17 protein-coding genes are annotated in these 15,958 nt (G+C 67.8%); 13 read left to right on the forward strand and 4 right to left on the reverse strand.

All coding sequences use genetic code 11. The features are described 5' to 3' along the window. The first annotated feature begins 69 nt into the window (after positions 1-69). The 12 genes from NOF53_RS06825 (at position 70) to NOF53_RS06880 (ending at position 11,367) form a co-directional block, all read left to right on the forward strand. Entirely contained in the window at positions 70-1,290 is a 1,221-nt protein-coding gene (locus NOF53_RS06825) for a thiolase family protein (protein ID WP_255966630.1), read from the forward strand. Further along, a complete protein-coding gene (locus tag NOF53_RS06830; protein ID WP_255966631.1) occupies positions 1,287-2,012 on the forward strand; it encodes an enoyl-CoA hydratase/isomerase family protein in 726 nt (241 codons plus the stop codon). Before NOF53_RS06825 ends, NOF53_RS06830 begins: the two co-directional genes overlap by 4 nt. Next, positions 2,009-2,863 (forward strand): 3-hydroxyacyl-CoA dehydrogenase family protein, encoded by an 855-nt coding sequence (locus NOF53_RS06835; RefSeq protein ID WP_255966633.1) that lies wholly within the window; start codon positions 2,009-2,011, stop codon positions 2,861-2,863. The genes NOF53_RS06830 and NOF53_RS06835 overlap by 4 nt, the downstream gene beginning before the upstream one ends. 39 nt (positions 2,864-2,902) lie before the next feature. Continuing rightward, positions 2,903-3,694 (forward strand): enoyl-CoA hydratase-related protein, encoded by a 792-nt coding sequence (locus NOF53_RS06840; protein ID WP_255966634.1) that lies wholly within the window; start codon positions 2,903-2,905, stop codon positions 3,692-3,694. Positions 3,695-3,780: 86 nt separating this feature from the next. Continuing rightward, a complete protein-coding gene (paaA, locus tag NOF53_RS06845; RefSeq protein ID WP_255966636.1) occupies positions 3,781-4,734 on the forward strand; it encodes a 1,2-phenylacetyl-CoA epoxidase subunit PaaA in 954 nt (317 codons plus the stop codon). Beyond that, positions 4,731-5,036 carry a 1,2-phenylacetyl-CoA epoxidase subunit PaaB gene (gene paaB, locus NOF53_RS06850; protein WP_009475635.1) on the forward strand — a complete coding sequence of 102 codons (306 nt, stop codon included), beginning with the start codon at positions 4,731-4,733 and terminating at the stop codon, positions 5,034-5,036. Before paaA ends, paaB begins: the two co-directional genes overlap by 4 nt. Positions 5,037-5,044: 8 nt before the next feature. Beyond that, on the forward strand, positions 5,045-5,962 hold the full coding sequence (paaC, locus tag NOF53_RS06855) for a 1,2-phenylacetyl-CoA epoxidase subunit PaaC (RefSeq protein WP_255966638.1): 918 nt from the start codon (positions 5,045-5,047) through the stop codon (positions 5,960-5,962). A 1-nt stretch (position 5,963) separates the two neighbouring features. Beyond that, on the forward strand, positions 5,964-6,473 hold the full coding sequence (gene paaD / locus NOF53_RS06860) for a 1,2-phenylacetyl-CoA epoxidase subunit PaaD (RefSeq protein ID WP_255966639.1): 510 nt from the start codon (positions 5,964-5,966) through the stop codon (positions 6,471-6,473). Between the two features lie 2 nt (positions 6,474-6,475). Further along, a complete protein-coding gene (gene paaE, locus NOF53_RS06865) occupies positions 6,476-7,573 on the forward strand; it encodes a 1,2-phenylacetyl-CoA epoxidase subunit PaaE (RefSeq protein ID WP_255966640.1) in 1,098 nt (365 codons plus the stop codon). A gap of 32 nt (positions 7,574-7,605) precedes the next feature. Beyond that, positions 7,606-8,904 carry a phenylacetate--CoA ligase PaaK gene (gene paaK / locus NOF53_RS06870; protein WP_255966641.1) on the forward strand — a complete coding sequence of 433 codons (1,299 nt, stop codon included), beginning with the start codon at positions 7,606-7,608 and terminating at the stop codon, positions 8,902-8,904. 11 nt (positions 8,905-8,915) lie between these two features. Further along, positions 8,916-9,875 carry an AraC-like ligand-binding domain-containing protein gene (locus NOF53_RS06875; protein ID WP_255966644.1) on the forward strand — a complete coding sequence of 320 codons (960 nt, stop codon included), beginning with the start codon at positions 8,916-8,918 and terminating at the stop codon, positions 9,873-9,875. A gap of 70 nt (positions 9,876-9,945) precedes the next feature. Continuing rightward, positions 9,946-11,367, forward strand: a complete 1,422-nt coding sequence (locus NOF53_RS06880) for an amidase (RefSeq protein ID WP_255966650.1) — start codon at positions 9,946-9,948, stop codon at positions 11,365-11,367. A 16-nt stretch (positions 11,368-11,383) separates the two neighbouring features. On the opposite strand, the gene NOF53_RS06885 is transcribed toward NOF53_RS06880, so the two are convergent. The 4 genes from NOF53_RS06885 to NOF53_RS06900 are packed head-to-tail and all read right to left on the reverse strand — an operon-like array spanning position 11,384 to position 15,103. Then, positions 11,384-12,661 (reverse strand): amidase, encoded by a 1,278-nt coding sequence (locus tag NOF53_RS06885; RefSeq protein ID WP_255966652.1) that lies wholly within the window; start codon positions 12,659-12,661, stop codon positions 11,384-11,386. Continuing rightward, the gene (locus tag NOF53_RS06890) at positions 12,658-14,208 is read right to left on the reverse strand and encodes a solute symporter family protein (protein WP_255966654.1); all 1,551 of its coding nucleotides are present in this window, start codon (positions 14,206-14,208) and stop codon (positions 12,658-12,660) included. Before NOF53_RS06890 ends, NOF53_RS06885 begins: the two co-directional genes overlap by 4 nt. Before the next feature lie 5 nt (positions 14,209-14,213). Then, a complete protein-coding gene (locus NOF53_RS06895) occupies positions 14,214-14,507 on the reverse strand; it encodes a DUF485 domain-containing protein (RefSeq protein ID WP_005255961.1) in 294 nt (97 codons plus the stop codon). Between the two features lie 2 nt (positions 14,508-14,509). Further along, positions 14,510-15,103, reverse strand: coding sequence for a flavin reductase (locus tag NOF53_RS06900; protein ID WP_255966658.1), 594 nt, complete (start codon positions 15,101-15,103; stop codon positions 14,510-14,512). 226 nt (positions 15,104-15,329) lie between these two features. On the opposite strand from NOF53_RS06900, the gene NOF53_RS06905 reads away from it, so the two are divergent. Then, positions 15,330-15,950 (forward strand): response regulator transcription factor, encoded by a 621-nt coding sequence (locus tag NOF53_RS06905; protein WP_011595535.1) that lies wholly within the window; start codon positions 15,330-15,332, stop codon positions 15,948-15,950. The last annotated feature ends 8 nt before the right edge of the window (positions 15,951-15,958 follow it).

Raw genomic sequence — 15,958 nt, forward strand, 5'->3', positions numbered from 1 at the left:
AATTCTCTCTTGCGCACCGACCGAAGGTTCGGTTATTAATGGTAGAGACCGCCTGTGAAGGAGATGAGTGTGGCCGAAGTGTTTCTGGTAGATGGTGCCCGTACCCCGCAGGGTCGATACGGCGGAGCGCTCGCAGGAGTGCGCCCGGACGACCTTGCCGGTCTCGTGGTGGCCGAGGCCGCCCGCCGGGCCGGAATCCCGGGCGACGCCGTCGACGAGGTGATCCTCGGCGCCGCCAACCAGGCGGGTGAGGACAACCGGGACGTCGCCCGCATGGCCGTGCTGCTCGCGGGCCTGCCCGACAGCGTTCCCGGCTACACGGTGAACCGCCTGTGCGCGAGCGGTCTGACCGCCGTCGCGTCCGCCGCGCATACCATCCGCAGTGGCGAGGCCGACATCGTGATCGCCGGCGGCGTCGAATCGATGACCCGCGCACCCTGGGTGATGGCCAAGCCCGGCACCCCGTGGGCACGTCCGGGGGAGGTGGCCGACACCTCGCTCGGCTGGCGCTTCACGAACCCGCGGTTCACCGCGACAGACCGTGACGTTCCGGCCGGGGCCGGACCGGACGTCCGCAAGGTGACGCTGTCGATGGGCGAGACGGCCGAGGAGGTCGCCGCGCTCGAGGGCATCACCCGTGCCGAGAGCGACGCCTTCGCGCTGCGCAGCCAGGAGCGGGCGATCGCGGCGGTGGACGCCGGCCGGTTCGAGCGTGAGATCGTGCCCGTGCCGGTGCGCGGCGGTGAACTGACCGCCGACGAAACTCCTCGGCGGGGAACCACTCTGGAGAAGCTGGGTTCGCTGAAACCGGTGTTCCGCACCGGCGGCATCGTGACCGCCGGCTCGTCCTCCTCCCTCTCGGACGGCGCCGCGGCCTTGGTCGTCGCGAGCGAGGCTGCGGTGGAGAAGTACGGGCTGACCGTCCGCGGCCGCATCGTCACCAGCGCCAGCGCGGGTCTCGCCCCCAACGTCATGGGTCTGGGCCCGGTCCCGGCCACCCGCAAGGCCCTCGCCCGCGCCAACTGGTCGATCTCCGACCTCGGCGCCGCCGAACTCAACGAGGCCTTCGCGGCGCAGTCGCTCGGGGTGATCCGGCAGCTGAAGTTGGACGAGTCGATCGTCAACGCCGACGGCGGCGCCATCGCTCTCGGCCACCCACTGGGCTGCTCGGGTGCGCGGATCCTGCTGACGCTGCTCGGCCGGATGGAACGTGAAGGCGCCCGCCGCGGGCTGGCCACGCTGTGCGTGGGCGTCGGCCAGGGCGTCGCGATGCTGATCGAGGCGCCGTGAACACACTGAAGATCGAGGAACGCGACGACCGCATGGTGGTCACACTGCACCGTCCCGCACAGCGCAACGCGATCAACGCGGAGATGATCGGCGAACTGCACCAGGTGTGCGCGTCGCTGGAAGCGACGCCGAAGCCGATGTTGCTGACCGGCGAGGGCGATCACTTCGCCGGCGGCGCCGACATCGCCGAACTGCGTGAGCGCGGCCGCGACGAGGCGTTCGCCGGCATCAACCGCAACTTGTTCGACCGCATCGCGAAGTTGCCGCTGCCCACCGTCGCTGCGGTGAGCGGGTACGCGCTCGGCGGCGGCGCCGAACTGTCCTACGCCTGCGACATCCGCATCGCCACCGAGACCGCGGTCTTCGGAAACCCGGAGCCGGGGCTGGGCATTATGGCCGCGGCCGGGGCCAGTTACCGGCTGCCCGAACTGGTCGGCAAGTCCGTAGCCAAGCAGGTCCTCCTCGGCGGCCGGAACCTCGACTCGCAGGACGCGCTGCGCAGCGGACTCGTCATGAGTGTCGTCGCACCCGGCGAGCACATCGATGCAGCGCACAAGGTCATCGACCGCATCACCCGGTCGGCGCCGCTGGCGCTCAAGCTCACGAAGATGATCGTCGACGCACCGGGCTCGCACCCGTTCGCCGACGACATCGCCCAGGCGGTGCTGTTCGAGAGCCGCGACAAACACGACCGCATGACTGCCTTTCTGGAGAAGAAGTGACGAGCACAGCACCGAAGAACGTCGGAGTGGTCGGCGGCGGCCGGATGGGCGCGGGTATCGCGCAGGTCTTCGCCACCCTCGGATCCACCGTCATCATCGCCGAGAGCGGCGACCGGGAGGCGGCCTTGAAGCGGGTGTCCGACGGACTCGACCGCGCGCACGAACGCGGCAAGCTCGGCGACGTCGATCCCGCGACGATCCTCGGACGGGTGTCCACGGTGGCCGCCCCCGATGCGCTCCCGCCGGCCCTGGATCTGGTGATCGAGGCAGTGCCCGAACTGGTCGACCTCAAGCTGTCCGTGCTCTCGCTCGTCGAGAAGACGGTCGACCCGTCTACGGTGATCGCCAGCAACACCAGTTCGATCTCGATCGCCGAACTCGGCAATGCCCTCAGCGACCCGGCCCGGCTGATCGGCATGCACTTCTTCAATCCGGTTCCGGCGTCGACGCTCGTCGAGATCGTCCGCGCCCCCGCCACCGATGCCGGCGTTGTCGACAAGGTCAGGGAGTGGGTGGCCCAGCTCGGCAAGACCGAGGTGCTGGTGAACGATTCTCCGGGCTTCGCGACCAGCCGTCTCGGCGTGTGCCTCGGGCTCGAGGCGATCCGGATGCTCGAGGAAGGCGTCGCCGACGCCGAGTCCATCGACCGGGCTATGGAACTGGGCTACCGCCACCCGATGGGACCGCTGCGGTCCACCGATCTGGTCGGACTGGACGTCCGGCTCGCGATCGCCGAGCACCTGGCGAAGACGCTCGGCGACCGGTTCGCGCCGCCCGCGCTGCTGCGCGAGAAGGTCGCCAAAGGGGAACTCGGCCGCAAGACGGGCCAGGGGTTCTTCACCTGGCCCTGACGGGCCACCCACACCACAACCAGCAGGAGGCACATTCTCATGAGCACTGACGACGTGGTCGGACTTTCCGTGGACGCGGGACTGGCCACTATCACCCTGCGCCGTGCGGGCGCGTCCAACGCCCTGGATCGTGCGGTGAAGGAACAGTTGCTGGCGGCGGTGGAGAAGGCCGCCGCCGACGACGGCGTGCGCGCCCTGCTGCTGCAGGCGGAGGGGAAGAACTTCTGTGTCGGCCAGGACCTCGCCGAGCACGTCGCCGGGCTGGACGCGGACGCCGCGCACGCGATGGACACCGTCGCCGAGCACTACAATCCGCTGCTCCGGGCGCTGGCCGCGGTTCGCGTCCCGGTCGTCGTCGCGGTCGGCGGCGCCTGTGTCGGGGCGGGGCTGGGCATCGCCCTGGCCGCCGACATCCGGATCGCGGGGGAGGGCGCCAAGTTCGCCACGGCGTTCACGGGGATCGCGCTGGCCGGTGACTCCGGGCTGAGCCACACCCTGGTGCAGGCGCTCGGACCGAGCCGGGCGACCGGGCTGATGATGCTCGGCGACCGGTTCACGGCGGCGCAGGCGCTGGACTGGGGTCTGGTGCACCGGGTGGTGCCCGATGCCGAACTCGGGGACGCGGCCGCCGCGCTGGCGCGGAAGCTGGCCGACGGTCCCACGGCGGCGTATGCGCAGGTCAAGGCGCTGGTCTCGGCGGGGTCCACCGGGCTGTCGGAGGCGCTCGAACGGGAGCGTGAGGCCGCGGAGCAGCTCGGCCGGTCGAAGGACCACCACAGCGCGGTCGACGCGTTCTTCGCGAAGCGCACGCCTGCCTTCGAAGGCCACTGACGTAATTCGGCTCCCGCCCTTGTGTGGGCGGAGGCTGACATGCATACTTGATACCAACCGATCATTCGGTAATAGAGGTAGGACATATGACCACGTCACACGCTTCTAAAGAGCTGCAAGAGCTCTTCGACTGCACCATCGAAACCGACCAGAGGGTCGAGCCGCGGGATTGGATGCCGGACGGCTATCGCAAGACACTGATCCGGCAGATCGCGCAACACGCGCATTCGGAGATCATCGGCATGCAGCCGGAGGGCAACTGGCTCACTCGCGCGCCGTCGCTGCGCCGGAAGGCGATCCTCATGGCGAAGGTTCAAGACGAGGCCGGGCACGGCCTGTACCTGTACTCGGCCGCCGAGACGCTCGGCGCCGATCGCGCCGACCTCACCGACAAGCTGATCGAAGGCAAGCAGAAGTACTCCTCGATCTTCAACTACCCGACGCTGACCTACGCCGACGTCGGCGTGATCGGCTGGCTCGTCGACGGCGCCGCGATCTGCAACCAGGTCCCGTTGTGCCGCAGCTCCTTCGGGCCGTACGCGCGGGCGATGATCCGGGTGTGCAAGGAGGAGTCGTTCCACCAGCGGCAGGGCTTCGAACTGCTGATGACGATGATGCGCGGCACCGACGCCCAGCGCGAGATGGTGCAGGAGTCGGTGAACCGCTGGTGGTGGCCGGCGCTGATGATGTTCGGACCGCCGGACGATCAGTCGCCCAACTCCGAGCAGTCGATGAAGTGGCGCATCAAGCGGCACACCAACGACGAACTCCGTCAGCGCTTCGTCGACATGTCCATCCCGCAGGCCGAGGTGCTCGGCGTGACGTTCCCGGATCCGGACCTGAAGTGGAACGCCGAGCGCGGCGCTCACGACTTCGGTGAGCCCGACTGGAGCGAGTTCATGCAGGTGATCAAGGGCAACGGCGCATCGAGCGTCGAGCGCATCGCCAACCGGCGGGCAGCACACGAGAACGGGGCGTGGGTGCGGGAGGCCGCGACGGCCTTCGCCCGCCGCGAGAGCAGCAAGGAGAACGCACGATGAGCACGGACGACAACGCAGTGCGCGCGGACTGGCCCCTGTACGAGGTGTTCCTGCGCGGCAAGCGCGGACTCAATCACGTTCACGTCGGATCCCTGCACGCCGCCGACGACGAGATGGCCGTCCGGCACGCCCGGGACGTCTACACCCGCCGAAACGAGGGCGTGAGCATCTGGGTGGTGCGGTCCAGTTCGATCGTGGCGTCCAGCCCGTCGGAGAAGGATCCCTACTTCGCACCCAGCGGCGACAAGGTGTACCGGCACCCCACGTTCTACGAGATCCCCGACAACGTTCCCCACATGTGAGGCTGACGATGACCGATCACGACAATGCTTACGAAGGCCTCGTCGACGAAGACAGCCACGGCCAGTGGGCGTTCGGCACCAGCTTCGACGACCCACTCGCCGGCGTCGACACCACGGTTCCGGAGGACGTCGACCTCTCCGCGCTGGCCGACTACTGCCTGATGCTCGGTGACGATGCACTGATCAGCTCACAGCGTCTTGCCGAGTGGAGCACGCGCGCACCGGAACTCGAGGAAGAGGTCGCGCTCGCGAACGTCGGACTCGACCTGCTCGGTCAGGCGCGACTGCTGCTCGCCCGGGCGGCCGCGGCGGACGCGTCGGTCGTGCCGTACATCTCGGAGACGAGCCCCATTCCCGCCGAGGACGCGCTCGCGTTCTTCCGGGACGAGAATCGGTTCCGCAACACCCGGCTGGCCGAACTCGACAACGGCGACTTCGCTCAGTCGATCACGCGACTGCTGGTGTTCTCGACGTGGCGTCTAGCGCTGTTCGATCGTCTCCGCGCGTCCCGGGACCCGGTCCTCGCGGCGGTCGCGGTGAAGGGTGTCAAGGAACTCACCTACCACCGCGACTACGCGGCCCGCTGGGTTGTGACGCTCGGCTGCGGCACGGAGGAGTCGAAGACCAGGATGGAAGCGGCGCTAACCCACGTGTGGCCGTACGTCGAGGAACTGTTCGTCCCGACCACCGAGGAACTCGCGCTCGCAGCGGTGGGGGTGGGCGTCGATCCGCGGGACGTGCGTGAGGAATTCGATTCCGTGCTCGAGCAGGTGCTGCACGCCGCCGAGCTCACCGCACGGACCGGCCGGACCGTCGGCACCGTCGGCGGCCGGGCAGGACGGCAGGGATTGCACACCGAGGCGCTCGGACTGCTGCTCGCCGAGATGCAGAGCGTGGCCCGGGCGCACCCCGAAGGAGTGTGGTGACATGACCACCGCCGTGCGCAGCGACGCCCGTCGCCTCGCCGAATCCGTGCTCGACCCCGAGATGCCGATGCTCACGCTCGCCGATCTGGGTGTGCTGCGCGACGTCGAGGAATTCGCCGACGGGTCGGTGGCCGTGACCATCACCCCCACCTATTCCGGTTGCCCCGCCATGGCCACCATGCGGGATGACATCGAGCACACCCTGCAGGACGCCGGGTTCGGCAGTGTCGAGGTCAAGACCGTCCTGTCGCCGCCGTGGAGCACGGACTGGATCAGTGAGAACGGCAGGCGCAAGCTCCGCGAGAACGGCTACTCGACACCCGGTCCCGCGCCGCGACGCACATCGGGTCCGGTGCCGTTGACGCTCACCGTCAAGCCGCGACCCGTGGCATGCCCCAAGTGCCACTCGGCGAACACCCGGCTCGACTCGGAATTCGGGGCGACGCTATGCAAGGCGCTCTACCGGTGCCTGGACTGCCTCGAGCCCTTCGATCACGTGAAGGAAATCTGACCATGACCACAGCGGTCTCCCCGAAACCCGGCGCGGCATTGCGCAACAGGGCGTTTCACACCCTCACCGTCGCCGACGTCGAATCCCTGTGCGACGACGCGGTCGCGGTCACGTTCGACGTTCCCGCCGAGCTCGCCGACGAGTTCGCGTTCGGTCCCGGACAGTCGCTCACGCTGCGGCGGACGATCGACGGTGTCGAACACCGCCGCTCGTACTCCATCTGCGCGCCTGCCGGTTTCGCGCCGAGGGTCGGTGTGCGCGAGGTGTCCGACGGTCTGTTCTCGACGTGGCTCGTGCGCGACGTTCGGCCCGGCGACCGGATCGAGGTGCAGGGTCCGAGCGGAACGTTCGTCGCCGACCCGGCGGCCGGCGGTCGCCACGTACTGATCGCCGCCGGATCGGGCATCACGCCGATGCTGTCGATCGCCGCGTCGATGCTCGCCAACCCCGAGGCCGAAGTCGTTCTCCTGTACGGCAACCGGCGCACTCGCTCGGTGATGTTCGCCGAGGAGATCGCCGACCTCAAGGACACGTACGGATCGCGCTTCGACATCATCCATGTCCTGTCCCGCGAGCCCCGCGAGGTCGAACTGTTCACCGGCCGCCTCGACGCCGACCGGCTCCGCGCCATCTTCGACGCCGTGGTCCCCGTGGCCGACATCGATCACTTCTGGCTGTGCGGCCCGTACGGCATGGTCACCGATGCCGAGACGGTTCTCGGCGACTTGCAGATCGACAAGAGCCGCGTGCATCACGAGTTGTTCTTCGTCGACGACGTGCCCCCGCCCATGGAAACCCACCGCGAGCCCGGCGTCACCGGGCCGAGCAGTGAGGTGACGCTCGTCCTGGACGGTCGCTCGACCACCGCGACGCTCCCGCGGGACGAGTCGATCCTCGATGCCGCCGAGAATTACCGCTCGGACCTTCCGTTCGCCTGCAAGGGCGGCGTCTGCGGAACGTGCCGCGCCAAGATCACATGCGGTGACGTGGACATGCGCCGCAACTACGCGCTCGAGGACTACGAGGTCGACTCCGGCTTCGTGCTGACGTGCCAGACCTTCCCGGTCAGCGACAACGTGACCGTCGATTTCGACGCCTGACCATACCCAGCCCGCACACCCCGGAGACTAGAATGACCAGTATCGCCACCCCCTCGCAGGACATCGAGTTCGCCACGCGCGACCGGATCTCATCGCTGCAACTCGAACGCCTGCAGTGGTCACTTCTCCACGCGTACACCAACGTTCCGCATTACCGGAAGGCGTTCGACGACGCCGGTGTGCACCCGAGTGACCTGAAGGACCTGTCCGATCTGGCGAAGTTCCCGTTCACGGCGAAGGCGGACCTGCGGGCGAACTACCCGTTCAAGATGTTCGCAGTGCCGCAGGAGAAGGTTTCGCGCATCCACGCCTCATCCGGGACCACCGGGCGCCCGACGGTCGTCGGGTACACCACGGGTGACCTGAACAACTGGGCCGATCTGGTCGCCCGGAGCCTGCGGGCGGGTGGGGTGAAGCCGTCGGACAAGGTGCACGTCGCGTACGGGTACGGCCTGTTCACCGGTGGCCTCGGGGCGCACTACGGAGCCGAGCGGCTGGGCTGCACGGTGATCCCGATGTCCGGTGGCATGACGGACCGACAGATCCAGCTGATCGAGGACTTCGAACCCGACGCGATCATGGTGACGCCGTCGTACATGCTCACGATCGTCGACGCGATGATCAAGAAGAGCATCGATCCGTCGAAGACGTCGCTGCGGACCGGTGTGTTCGGGGCGGAGCCGTGGACCGAGGAGATGCGCACCGAACTCGAGAAGCAACTGAACATGGACGCCGTCGACATCTACGGACTGTCCGAGGTGATGGGCCCGGGTGTCGCGATGGAATGCGTCGACACCAAGGACGGCCTGCACATCTGGGAAGACCACTTCTACCCGGAGATCATCGACCCGGTCACCGGGGAGGTGCTGCCCGACGGTGAGGAGGGCGAACTCGTCTTCACGTCGCTGACCAAGGAGGCGATGCCGATCATCCGGTACCGCACCCGCGACCTCACCCGGCTGCTGCCGGGGACGGCGCGGTCGGTGCGGCGGATGCAGAAGGTCACCGGGCGCACCGACGACATGATCATCCTGCGCGGGGTGAACCTCTTCCCCACCCAGATCGAGGAACTGATCCTCGCGGTGCCGGCGCTGGCCCCCCAGTTCCAGTGCATCCTCGACCGCCCGGGCCGCATGGACGAGCTGACCGTGCGGGTGGAATCGCGTCCGGACGCCGTGACCGACGACCACGCGCGGGCCGCGGGTGAACTGCAGAAGCTGGTGAAGAATAGGATCGGCGTGAGCGTGAAGGTCGACGTCGTCGCTCCCGGCGACCTCGAACGCTCACTCGGTAAGGCACGTCGACTGATCGACAACCGCTCCGCTCAGTGAGGTGATCGAAGGTGCGTCTCGGTGGTGGGCCCGCGCGTGACGACGGGCAGTTCGAGCACTGGCGTCAGGCCGTCTCCACGGCATTCGTCCCGCTCGCCGTGGTGTCCACGGCGGAGGACGGACCGGGGCGCTTCACCGGGACCCTGCGCACCACCGCGCTCGGCGGGTTGCAGCTCAGCGAGGTCGGGGGACACGCGGTCGACGTCCGCCGGACCCGCACGTCGATCAAGCGGTCCGACCCCGGCCTGGTGAAGGTGGGCCTGCAACTGTCGGGCAGCGGCGTCATCGTCCAGGACGACCGCGAGGCCGTGCTCGGGCCCGGCGACTTCGCCGTCTACGACACCAGCAAGCCGTACGACCTGCACTTCGCGGGCGACTTCAGCATGTTCGTGCTGATGTTCCCCCGCGAACTGCTCCGCATCGCCTCGCGGGAACTGGGCACCGTCTCCGCGCGCCGCATCCGCGGCAGCACCGGGATGGGCGCGCTGGTCTCGCCCTTCCTGACGAACCTCCACCACTCCGTCGTGACCGGCACCATGCCGACCACACCCCTCGTCGAGGACGCGGTGCTCGACCTGCTCGGTGCCGCGGTGCAATCGGAGTCGCCCGCCGACGCCACCGCTCCCGGCGCGTCGTTGCTGCTCGCTGTGAAGTCATTCATCGACGCGCACCTGCACGACCCCACGCTCGACACGGCCGCAGTGGCGGCCCACCACCACGTGTCGACGCGGCACCTGCAGAAGATGTTCGAGGCGGACGGACACACGGTGGCCGGATGGATCCGCCACCGCAGGCTCGAGAAGTGCCGCCGCGATCTCAAGGAAATCCGATTCCGCGGCGACAGCATCGGAACCATCTGTGCCCGGTACGGTCTCGTCAACTCGTCGCACTTCTCGCGGCTGTTCAAGGAGACGTACGGGGTCTCGCCGCGAGCCTTCCGTGAACAGGAACTGCTGTCGACCACCGCATGACGGCGGCAGAAATTCGGTCGCGTCGTACCGCCCCTCGGGTCAAACTGGAACGGTCGTCGCGACCTGAGGAGTGGGACCGCTGGAACTGCACGAGTACACCAGGCTCGACGCCGTCGGCCTGAGTGAGCTGATCCGGGCCGGTGAGGTGACGGCGACGGAGGTCGAAGCCGTTGCGCGCGAGGCGATCGCGCAGGCCGATGCCGACCTCGGCGCACTGACCCTGCCGATGTTCGATCCGGCCCTCGATCACCGCTCCGACGGTCCACTGGCGGGGGTGCCGTTCGTCATCAAGGACAGCGGCCCGTTCGCGAAGGGTGTGCCGTTCACACTCGGCAGCCGCAGCATCCGCGGCGCGGTCGCCGGTGTGGATCACGAACTGATGTCCCGGTTCCGGTCGGCCGGACTGGTGGCGCTGGGGCAGACCACGGCGCCGGAGTTCGGACTGAACTTCGCGACGGAGCCGGTGCGGTACGGGCCGACACGCAATCCGTGGGCGCTCGATCGGGGAACCGGCGGGTCGAGTGGCGGATCCGCCGCGCTCGTCGCCGCCGGGGCGGTTCCGCTGGCGCACGGCAACGACGGCGCCGGTTCGGTACGGGTGCCTGCCTCGTGCTGCGGGCTCGTCGGCCTGAAGCCGAGCCGCGGCCGAATCCCCTGCGGCCCATTGGTCGGCGAGGCCGGGTTCGGGCACATCTACGAGTTCGCCCTCACCCGAACCATCCGCGACACGGCCCACCTGCTGGACGCCGTTGCCGCCCCGGCGGTCGGTGAAAAGTACACCGCCCCCGCGCCGCCCGGCCTTTACGCCGACACGATACGCGCCGATCCCGGCCGTCTGCGGGTGACCCTGACAACCGAGCCGTGGGGTGTCAGTTCCGTCGACGTGCAGGTATCGGAGGCCACGGTCGCCGCCGGCACGATCCTCGAATGGATCGGCCACACCGTGACCGAGACGCGCCCGCAATTCGCCGCGGAGGACGTCGTCGAGGCGTCGACACTCACTGCGATCGCCACGGGTGCGGCGATCCTGCGCGCTCCACGCAGGCCCGATCCCGCTCTGCTCGAGGCGGTCTCGCGGACAGTGCTGCAGGAGACCCAGGCGTTCACTGCACTCGACGTCGCGGCAGCACTCGACGCGCAACACCGGGTCACCCGGTCCATCGGACTGTTCTTCACCCGATTCGATCTGCTGGTGACACCGACCGTCGCGTGGCTTCCGGTGCCGCACGGCACCCTCGACTACGACGACCCCCGCCACAGCGTGCGCTCGTGGCTACGCCGCATCTTCGAGTTCGGGCCGTTCACCGCACCGTTCAACGTGTCCGGGCACCCCGCGATCAGCCTGCCGCTCGCGCTGAGCCGGGAGGGCCTCCCCATCGGGATCCAACTCGTCGCGGCCACCGGCAGAGAAGATCTGCTGCTGCAGGTGGCTGCGCAGTTGGAGCAGGCGGCGCCGTGGAAGGATCGCGAGCCGTCGATCTTCGTCGGCTGACAACCTTCTGTCGTTGTCAGAGCACGGATTCCAGCCACGCGGCTGTCTCGAACAGGCGTTGCTCGGCACCGGGACGTCCGATCAGCTGCAATCCGAGGGGAAGCCCCGCGCTGTCACGCTTCCCGGGGATCGTGATCACCGGCAGACCCATGGCCTGCCACGGTCGGCTCAGGATGGGCGTCCCGGTCGCGTCGTGCGCGGGTGGAGCGGCGCCGAGCGTCGCGGGCCCGAGGATGGCTTCGTCCTCGTCCAACGCCGTGAGCAGCAGCTGCCGGGTCTCGCGGATGCCGGCGAGGGCGGCGCGGTAGTCCGCCTCGGTGGTCGCTGCCCCCGCGGCGAACAGTTCGGCGAGGGGTGCGCTGATCTTGTCGGGCTGCGCGGCCTCGGCGGCGCGTTCTCTGGCCGCCTCGTACACCATCACCGTGTGGTGGTGTTCCGTCAGTGCCACGATCGTTGCGGCGGCGTCCAACTCACGACATGGGATCCCCGCCGACTCGGCGGAATCGGTGGTCGTCCTGAGCGCCGCCGTCATCTCTCGGGACACCTCGCCGAGCTCGAACCCACTCCACAGGCGAAGCCGGCTCGGCGCGAAAGGCACGAGGACGGGCGCCCGCGTGCCGTCGCGCAGCGCTGTCCACGCGAAGTGGAGATCGGGCACGGTTCGTGCCAGCAGCCCGACCGTGTCGAGACTGGGACTCAATCCGGTGATGCCCGCGGTAGGGAGTTCGCCGTGGGCGGTGACGAAACCTGCGACTCCGCAGAACGACGCCGGCCTCGTCAGCGACCCCGCGGTCTGCGTGCCGAACGCCAGCGGCACCATGCCGGCGGCCACCGCTGCCGCCGAGCCGCTCGACGACCCGCCGGGCGTGTGGTCCAGGGCGCGGGGATTGCGGGTCGGGCCGGGCTTGAAGTACCCGAACTCGGTGGTGACGGTCTTGCCGAACGGGAGCGCGCCGAGTGCGCGCGACCGCGCCACACAGTCGGCGTCCGTCGTCGCCGGGTCCGTACTCCGCAGCTCACTGCCGCAGCGCGTCGGCATCCCGGCGACGTCGATGAGATCCTTGACGCCGACGGGAACGCCCCAGAGCGCGCCGCCGGGGCCGCCGTCCTGGATCCGGGCGGCCGCGGACCGCACCGCGTCGGCGTCGAGGTGGGCCCAGGCGTGGATTTCCGGATCGAGATCCGCGATCCGAGCGAGTGCAGCCTCCGCCACGTCGATCGGCGTTGTCCCGCCCGTCGCCAGCTGCTCTACCAGGTCCCGGAGTGGGGTCGGTGACCGTAGTTCCGTCTTCATTGCATCGCCACCATCGTGTCGTCGTTCGTCGTCTCGGTCTGCCCGGTGAGCGCTCGGGTGCGCATCACCGAGAAGAGGCGATCTGCTCGCGCTTTCGTCTCCCCGGACGGCGCCGACACCAGCGCGACGATGATGGACACCGCCAGCGAGAGGGGTGCCACGGCGAGTGCCGGGTTCGAGAATCCGAGAATGGAGTCCGGTCCCTGCACGACGGGGCTGAGCAGAATGACGGTGACCGACAGGACGAGCCCGACCACGATGCCGGAGAGGACGGCACGCGCCGTCATGCGCTTCCAGTACATGGTCAGCAGCAGTGCGGGCAGGTTCGCGCACGCGGCGATGGACATGCCCAGTGACGCGAGGAACGCGACGTTCTGCTTCTGCGCGGCGAAGGCGATGGCGACACCGATGACGCAGGTGGCCACCGTCGCGACGCGGGCTGCGCGGTGCTGAGCCTTCGCCGACACCGACCCGTTCCTGATGACCTGCCCGTACAAGTCGTGTGCGATCGCACCGGAGGTGGCGATCACCAGGCCGGACAGTGCGGCCAGAATGGTCACGAACGCCACGGCCGCGACGAACGCCAGCAGGACGCCGCCGCCGACCGTCTCGGCGAGCTGCGCGACCGCGAGGTTGCCGCCCCTATTCTCGGACTTGATCACCTCGACACCGACCAGCTTGGCGGCGCCGTAGCCGAGCACGGGGACCAGCAGGTAGAAGGCGAAGAAGATCCAGATCGCCGTGTAGGCGGACGTTCTCGCCTGCTTCGCGTCCGGAACGGTGAGGAATCGGATCATGACGTGCGGCAGGCCGAGCACGCCGAGGACGAGCCCGACGGTCTGCGACAACTGATCGAACGACGCGGCACCGGACGTGCGCTGCGGCGCGACGAACGATTGCCCGAACTCGGCGAGCGCCGTGCTGAACGGGCCGAAGGGGTTGAAATCGAACCGCACCAGCACGAGAACGAACAGCACCACGGCGCAGACCATGAGAAGACCGGTCTTGATGATCTGGATCCAGCTGGTGGCGAGCATTCCGCCCACCAGTGTGTATGCGGTGGTGAGTGTTCCGATGATCAACACGGCCATGGCGTAGTCGAGGTCGAACAGCAACGACACCAGAAGCGCGGCCCCGACCAGCTGTGATACGAGATAGACCACGCTGATCACCACCGTGCTGATGGCCATCATCGATCGCACGTCCTTGCCGGGGAACCGGGTGGCGAGGACATCCGCCAGCGTGAAGCGGCCGAGGTTGCGCAGGGGTTCCGCGATCAGCAGCATCGCGAGGACGAACGCGACGGGCACGAAGACCGCGAGATAGAAGCCGTTGAAACCGGTCAGCGCGATCGCACCGGTGACGCCGAGAAACGAGGCGGCAGAGATGAAGTCGCCGGCGATGGCGACACCGTTCTGCCTGCCGGTGAGGCTGCCGCCCGCGACGTAGTGATCGGCGGCGGACTTGTTCCTCTTGGAAGCCCACGCGGTGATCATCAGGGTGACGGCGACGAGGGCCGCGAAAAGTGATGCGGAGACGAGGTTCATGGCTGTTATCCTTTCGCCCGCGAGGCGGTCCGGGAGTCGAGTTCGGCTGCCCGCGCCATGTAGTACCGGGCCACGACGATGGCGACGACGAATTGCGCGACCGCGTAGAGCCACGCCACGGTGACACCGCTGAAGACGACGCCGTCCAGCAGCGAGGTGAACCCACCGAGGATCGGCAGGGGCAGGAACAGTGCGAGGACCAGGGCGCTGAGACGAAAGGTCAAGGCGGCGCGCGTGTCTGCGAGCACCTGCAGGTCGGAGTTCTGTGGGACTTGTTCGGGCGGTGACGAGGTGACCATGGCTATTTACCTCCGGCTGCGGCGGGAACGAGTGCGGGCGTCACGGTGATCGGATCGGACCATTCGTCGTAAAACAGCCAGTCGGGGGACTCGACCGGAACCGACAAACGGTGGAATTTGCGTTGGAAGTAGACGAGGCTGTCGCCGTGTTCGCGCGTCTGCACGCGGTCCAGTTCGACGAACAGCACCGAATGCGATCCCACGGTCTTGCTGTCCGCGATCCGGCCGGCGAGCACCACGTGGGCGGCGCGCAGGATCGGAACACCGTCGCCGGTGTCTTCCTCCCAGATGTCCCAGTGGAAGCGGTCCGCCATCGCGACTTTCGTTGCGCCCGCGAAATGCATGGCCAGCTCTTCGTCGTCGCCGGAGAGCACGTTGATCCCGACTCGGCCGTTGTTCCGGAACACGTTGTGCATTGCACTGTTCTGATTCACGCACACCAGGGCGGTGGGCGGGGAGTCGGTGACCGAGCAGACGGCGGTGACCGTCATCCCGCAGCGCCCGGCGGGGCCGTCGGTCGTCACGATGTTGACCGCGGCGGGCAGGTTCGCCATGGCGGTGCGAAAGCTCGATTGCATGGTAGTGAGTTCGGGCATTTTCAGCCTCCGTGAGTTGGAACAGGAAGTCGTGTCTTTCGTGGTGCGCCCGCGTTCCCCCGAGAAGAATAGGACGAATTACCTGGGTGGGAACATTGGCGGCGACGCTACTTTCTTGCAGTAAGTCGCCTACCCGGGTAGGGGATTCCTTCAGTTGCCTACCGCTTCCGTTACGGTCGGTGTTCACTGGACGAGGAAGCAAGCCATCTGTGCGAGGCAGGATTCGATGGATCAGCAGGAAACACGGGTTTACATCGTCGACGACGATCAGGAGTTGTGCGCATCGCTTGCGTGGCTACTCGATTCGGTCAACATCACGTCGGAGTACTACTTCTCGGTGCAGTCGTTCCTGGACGAATACCGTCGCGACATCCCGGCCTGCCTCGTTCTGGATGTCCGGATGCCGGAAGTCGGGGGATTCCAGCTCCAGGAGGCACTCCTCGCCGACGAATCCCCGATCCCGATTATCTTCGTATCGGCACACGGTGACATCAAGATGTCGGTGCGGGCGCTGCAGCGGGGTGCGCTGACGTTCATCGAGAAGCCCTACGATCCGCAGCACATGCTCGATGTGATTCAGGATGCGCTCCGGGTCGCGCGTCAACGATTCGGCGAGAGGCGCAACAGAACGGAATTGCAGGGCCGGATAGACACGCTGACGGTGCGGGAAAGGGAAATTCTCGCACTCGTCCTCGACGGGCTGCCGAGCAAGAACATCGCCAAGGAGCTGGGTATCAGCGTGAAGACGGTCGACGTGCATCGCACACGTATCAAGGAAAAGACCGGAGCAGAAAGCATCGCGGTTCTCGTCCGGGATATTCTGCAGGCCGGCATTGCCGTGACCTGAAATTCTTC

Source organism: Rhodococcus tibetensis (assembly GCF_024438035.1).
Classification (GTDB): domain Bacteria; phylum Actinomycetota; class Actinomycetes; order Mycobacteriales; family Mycobacteriaceae; genus Rhodococcus_F; species Rhodococcus_F tibetensis.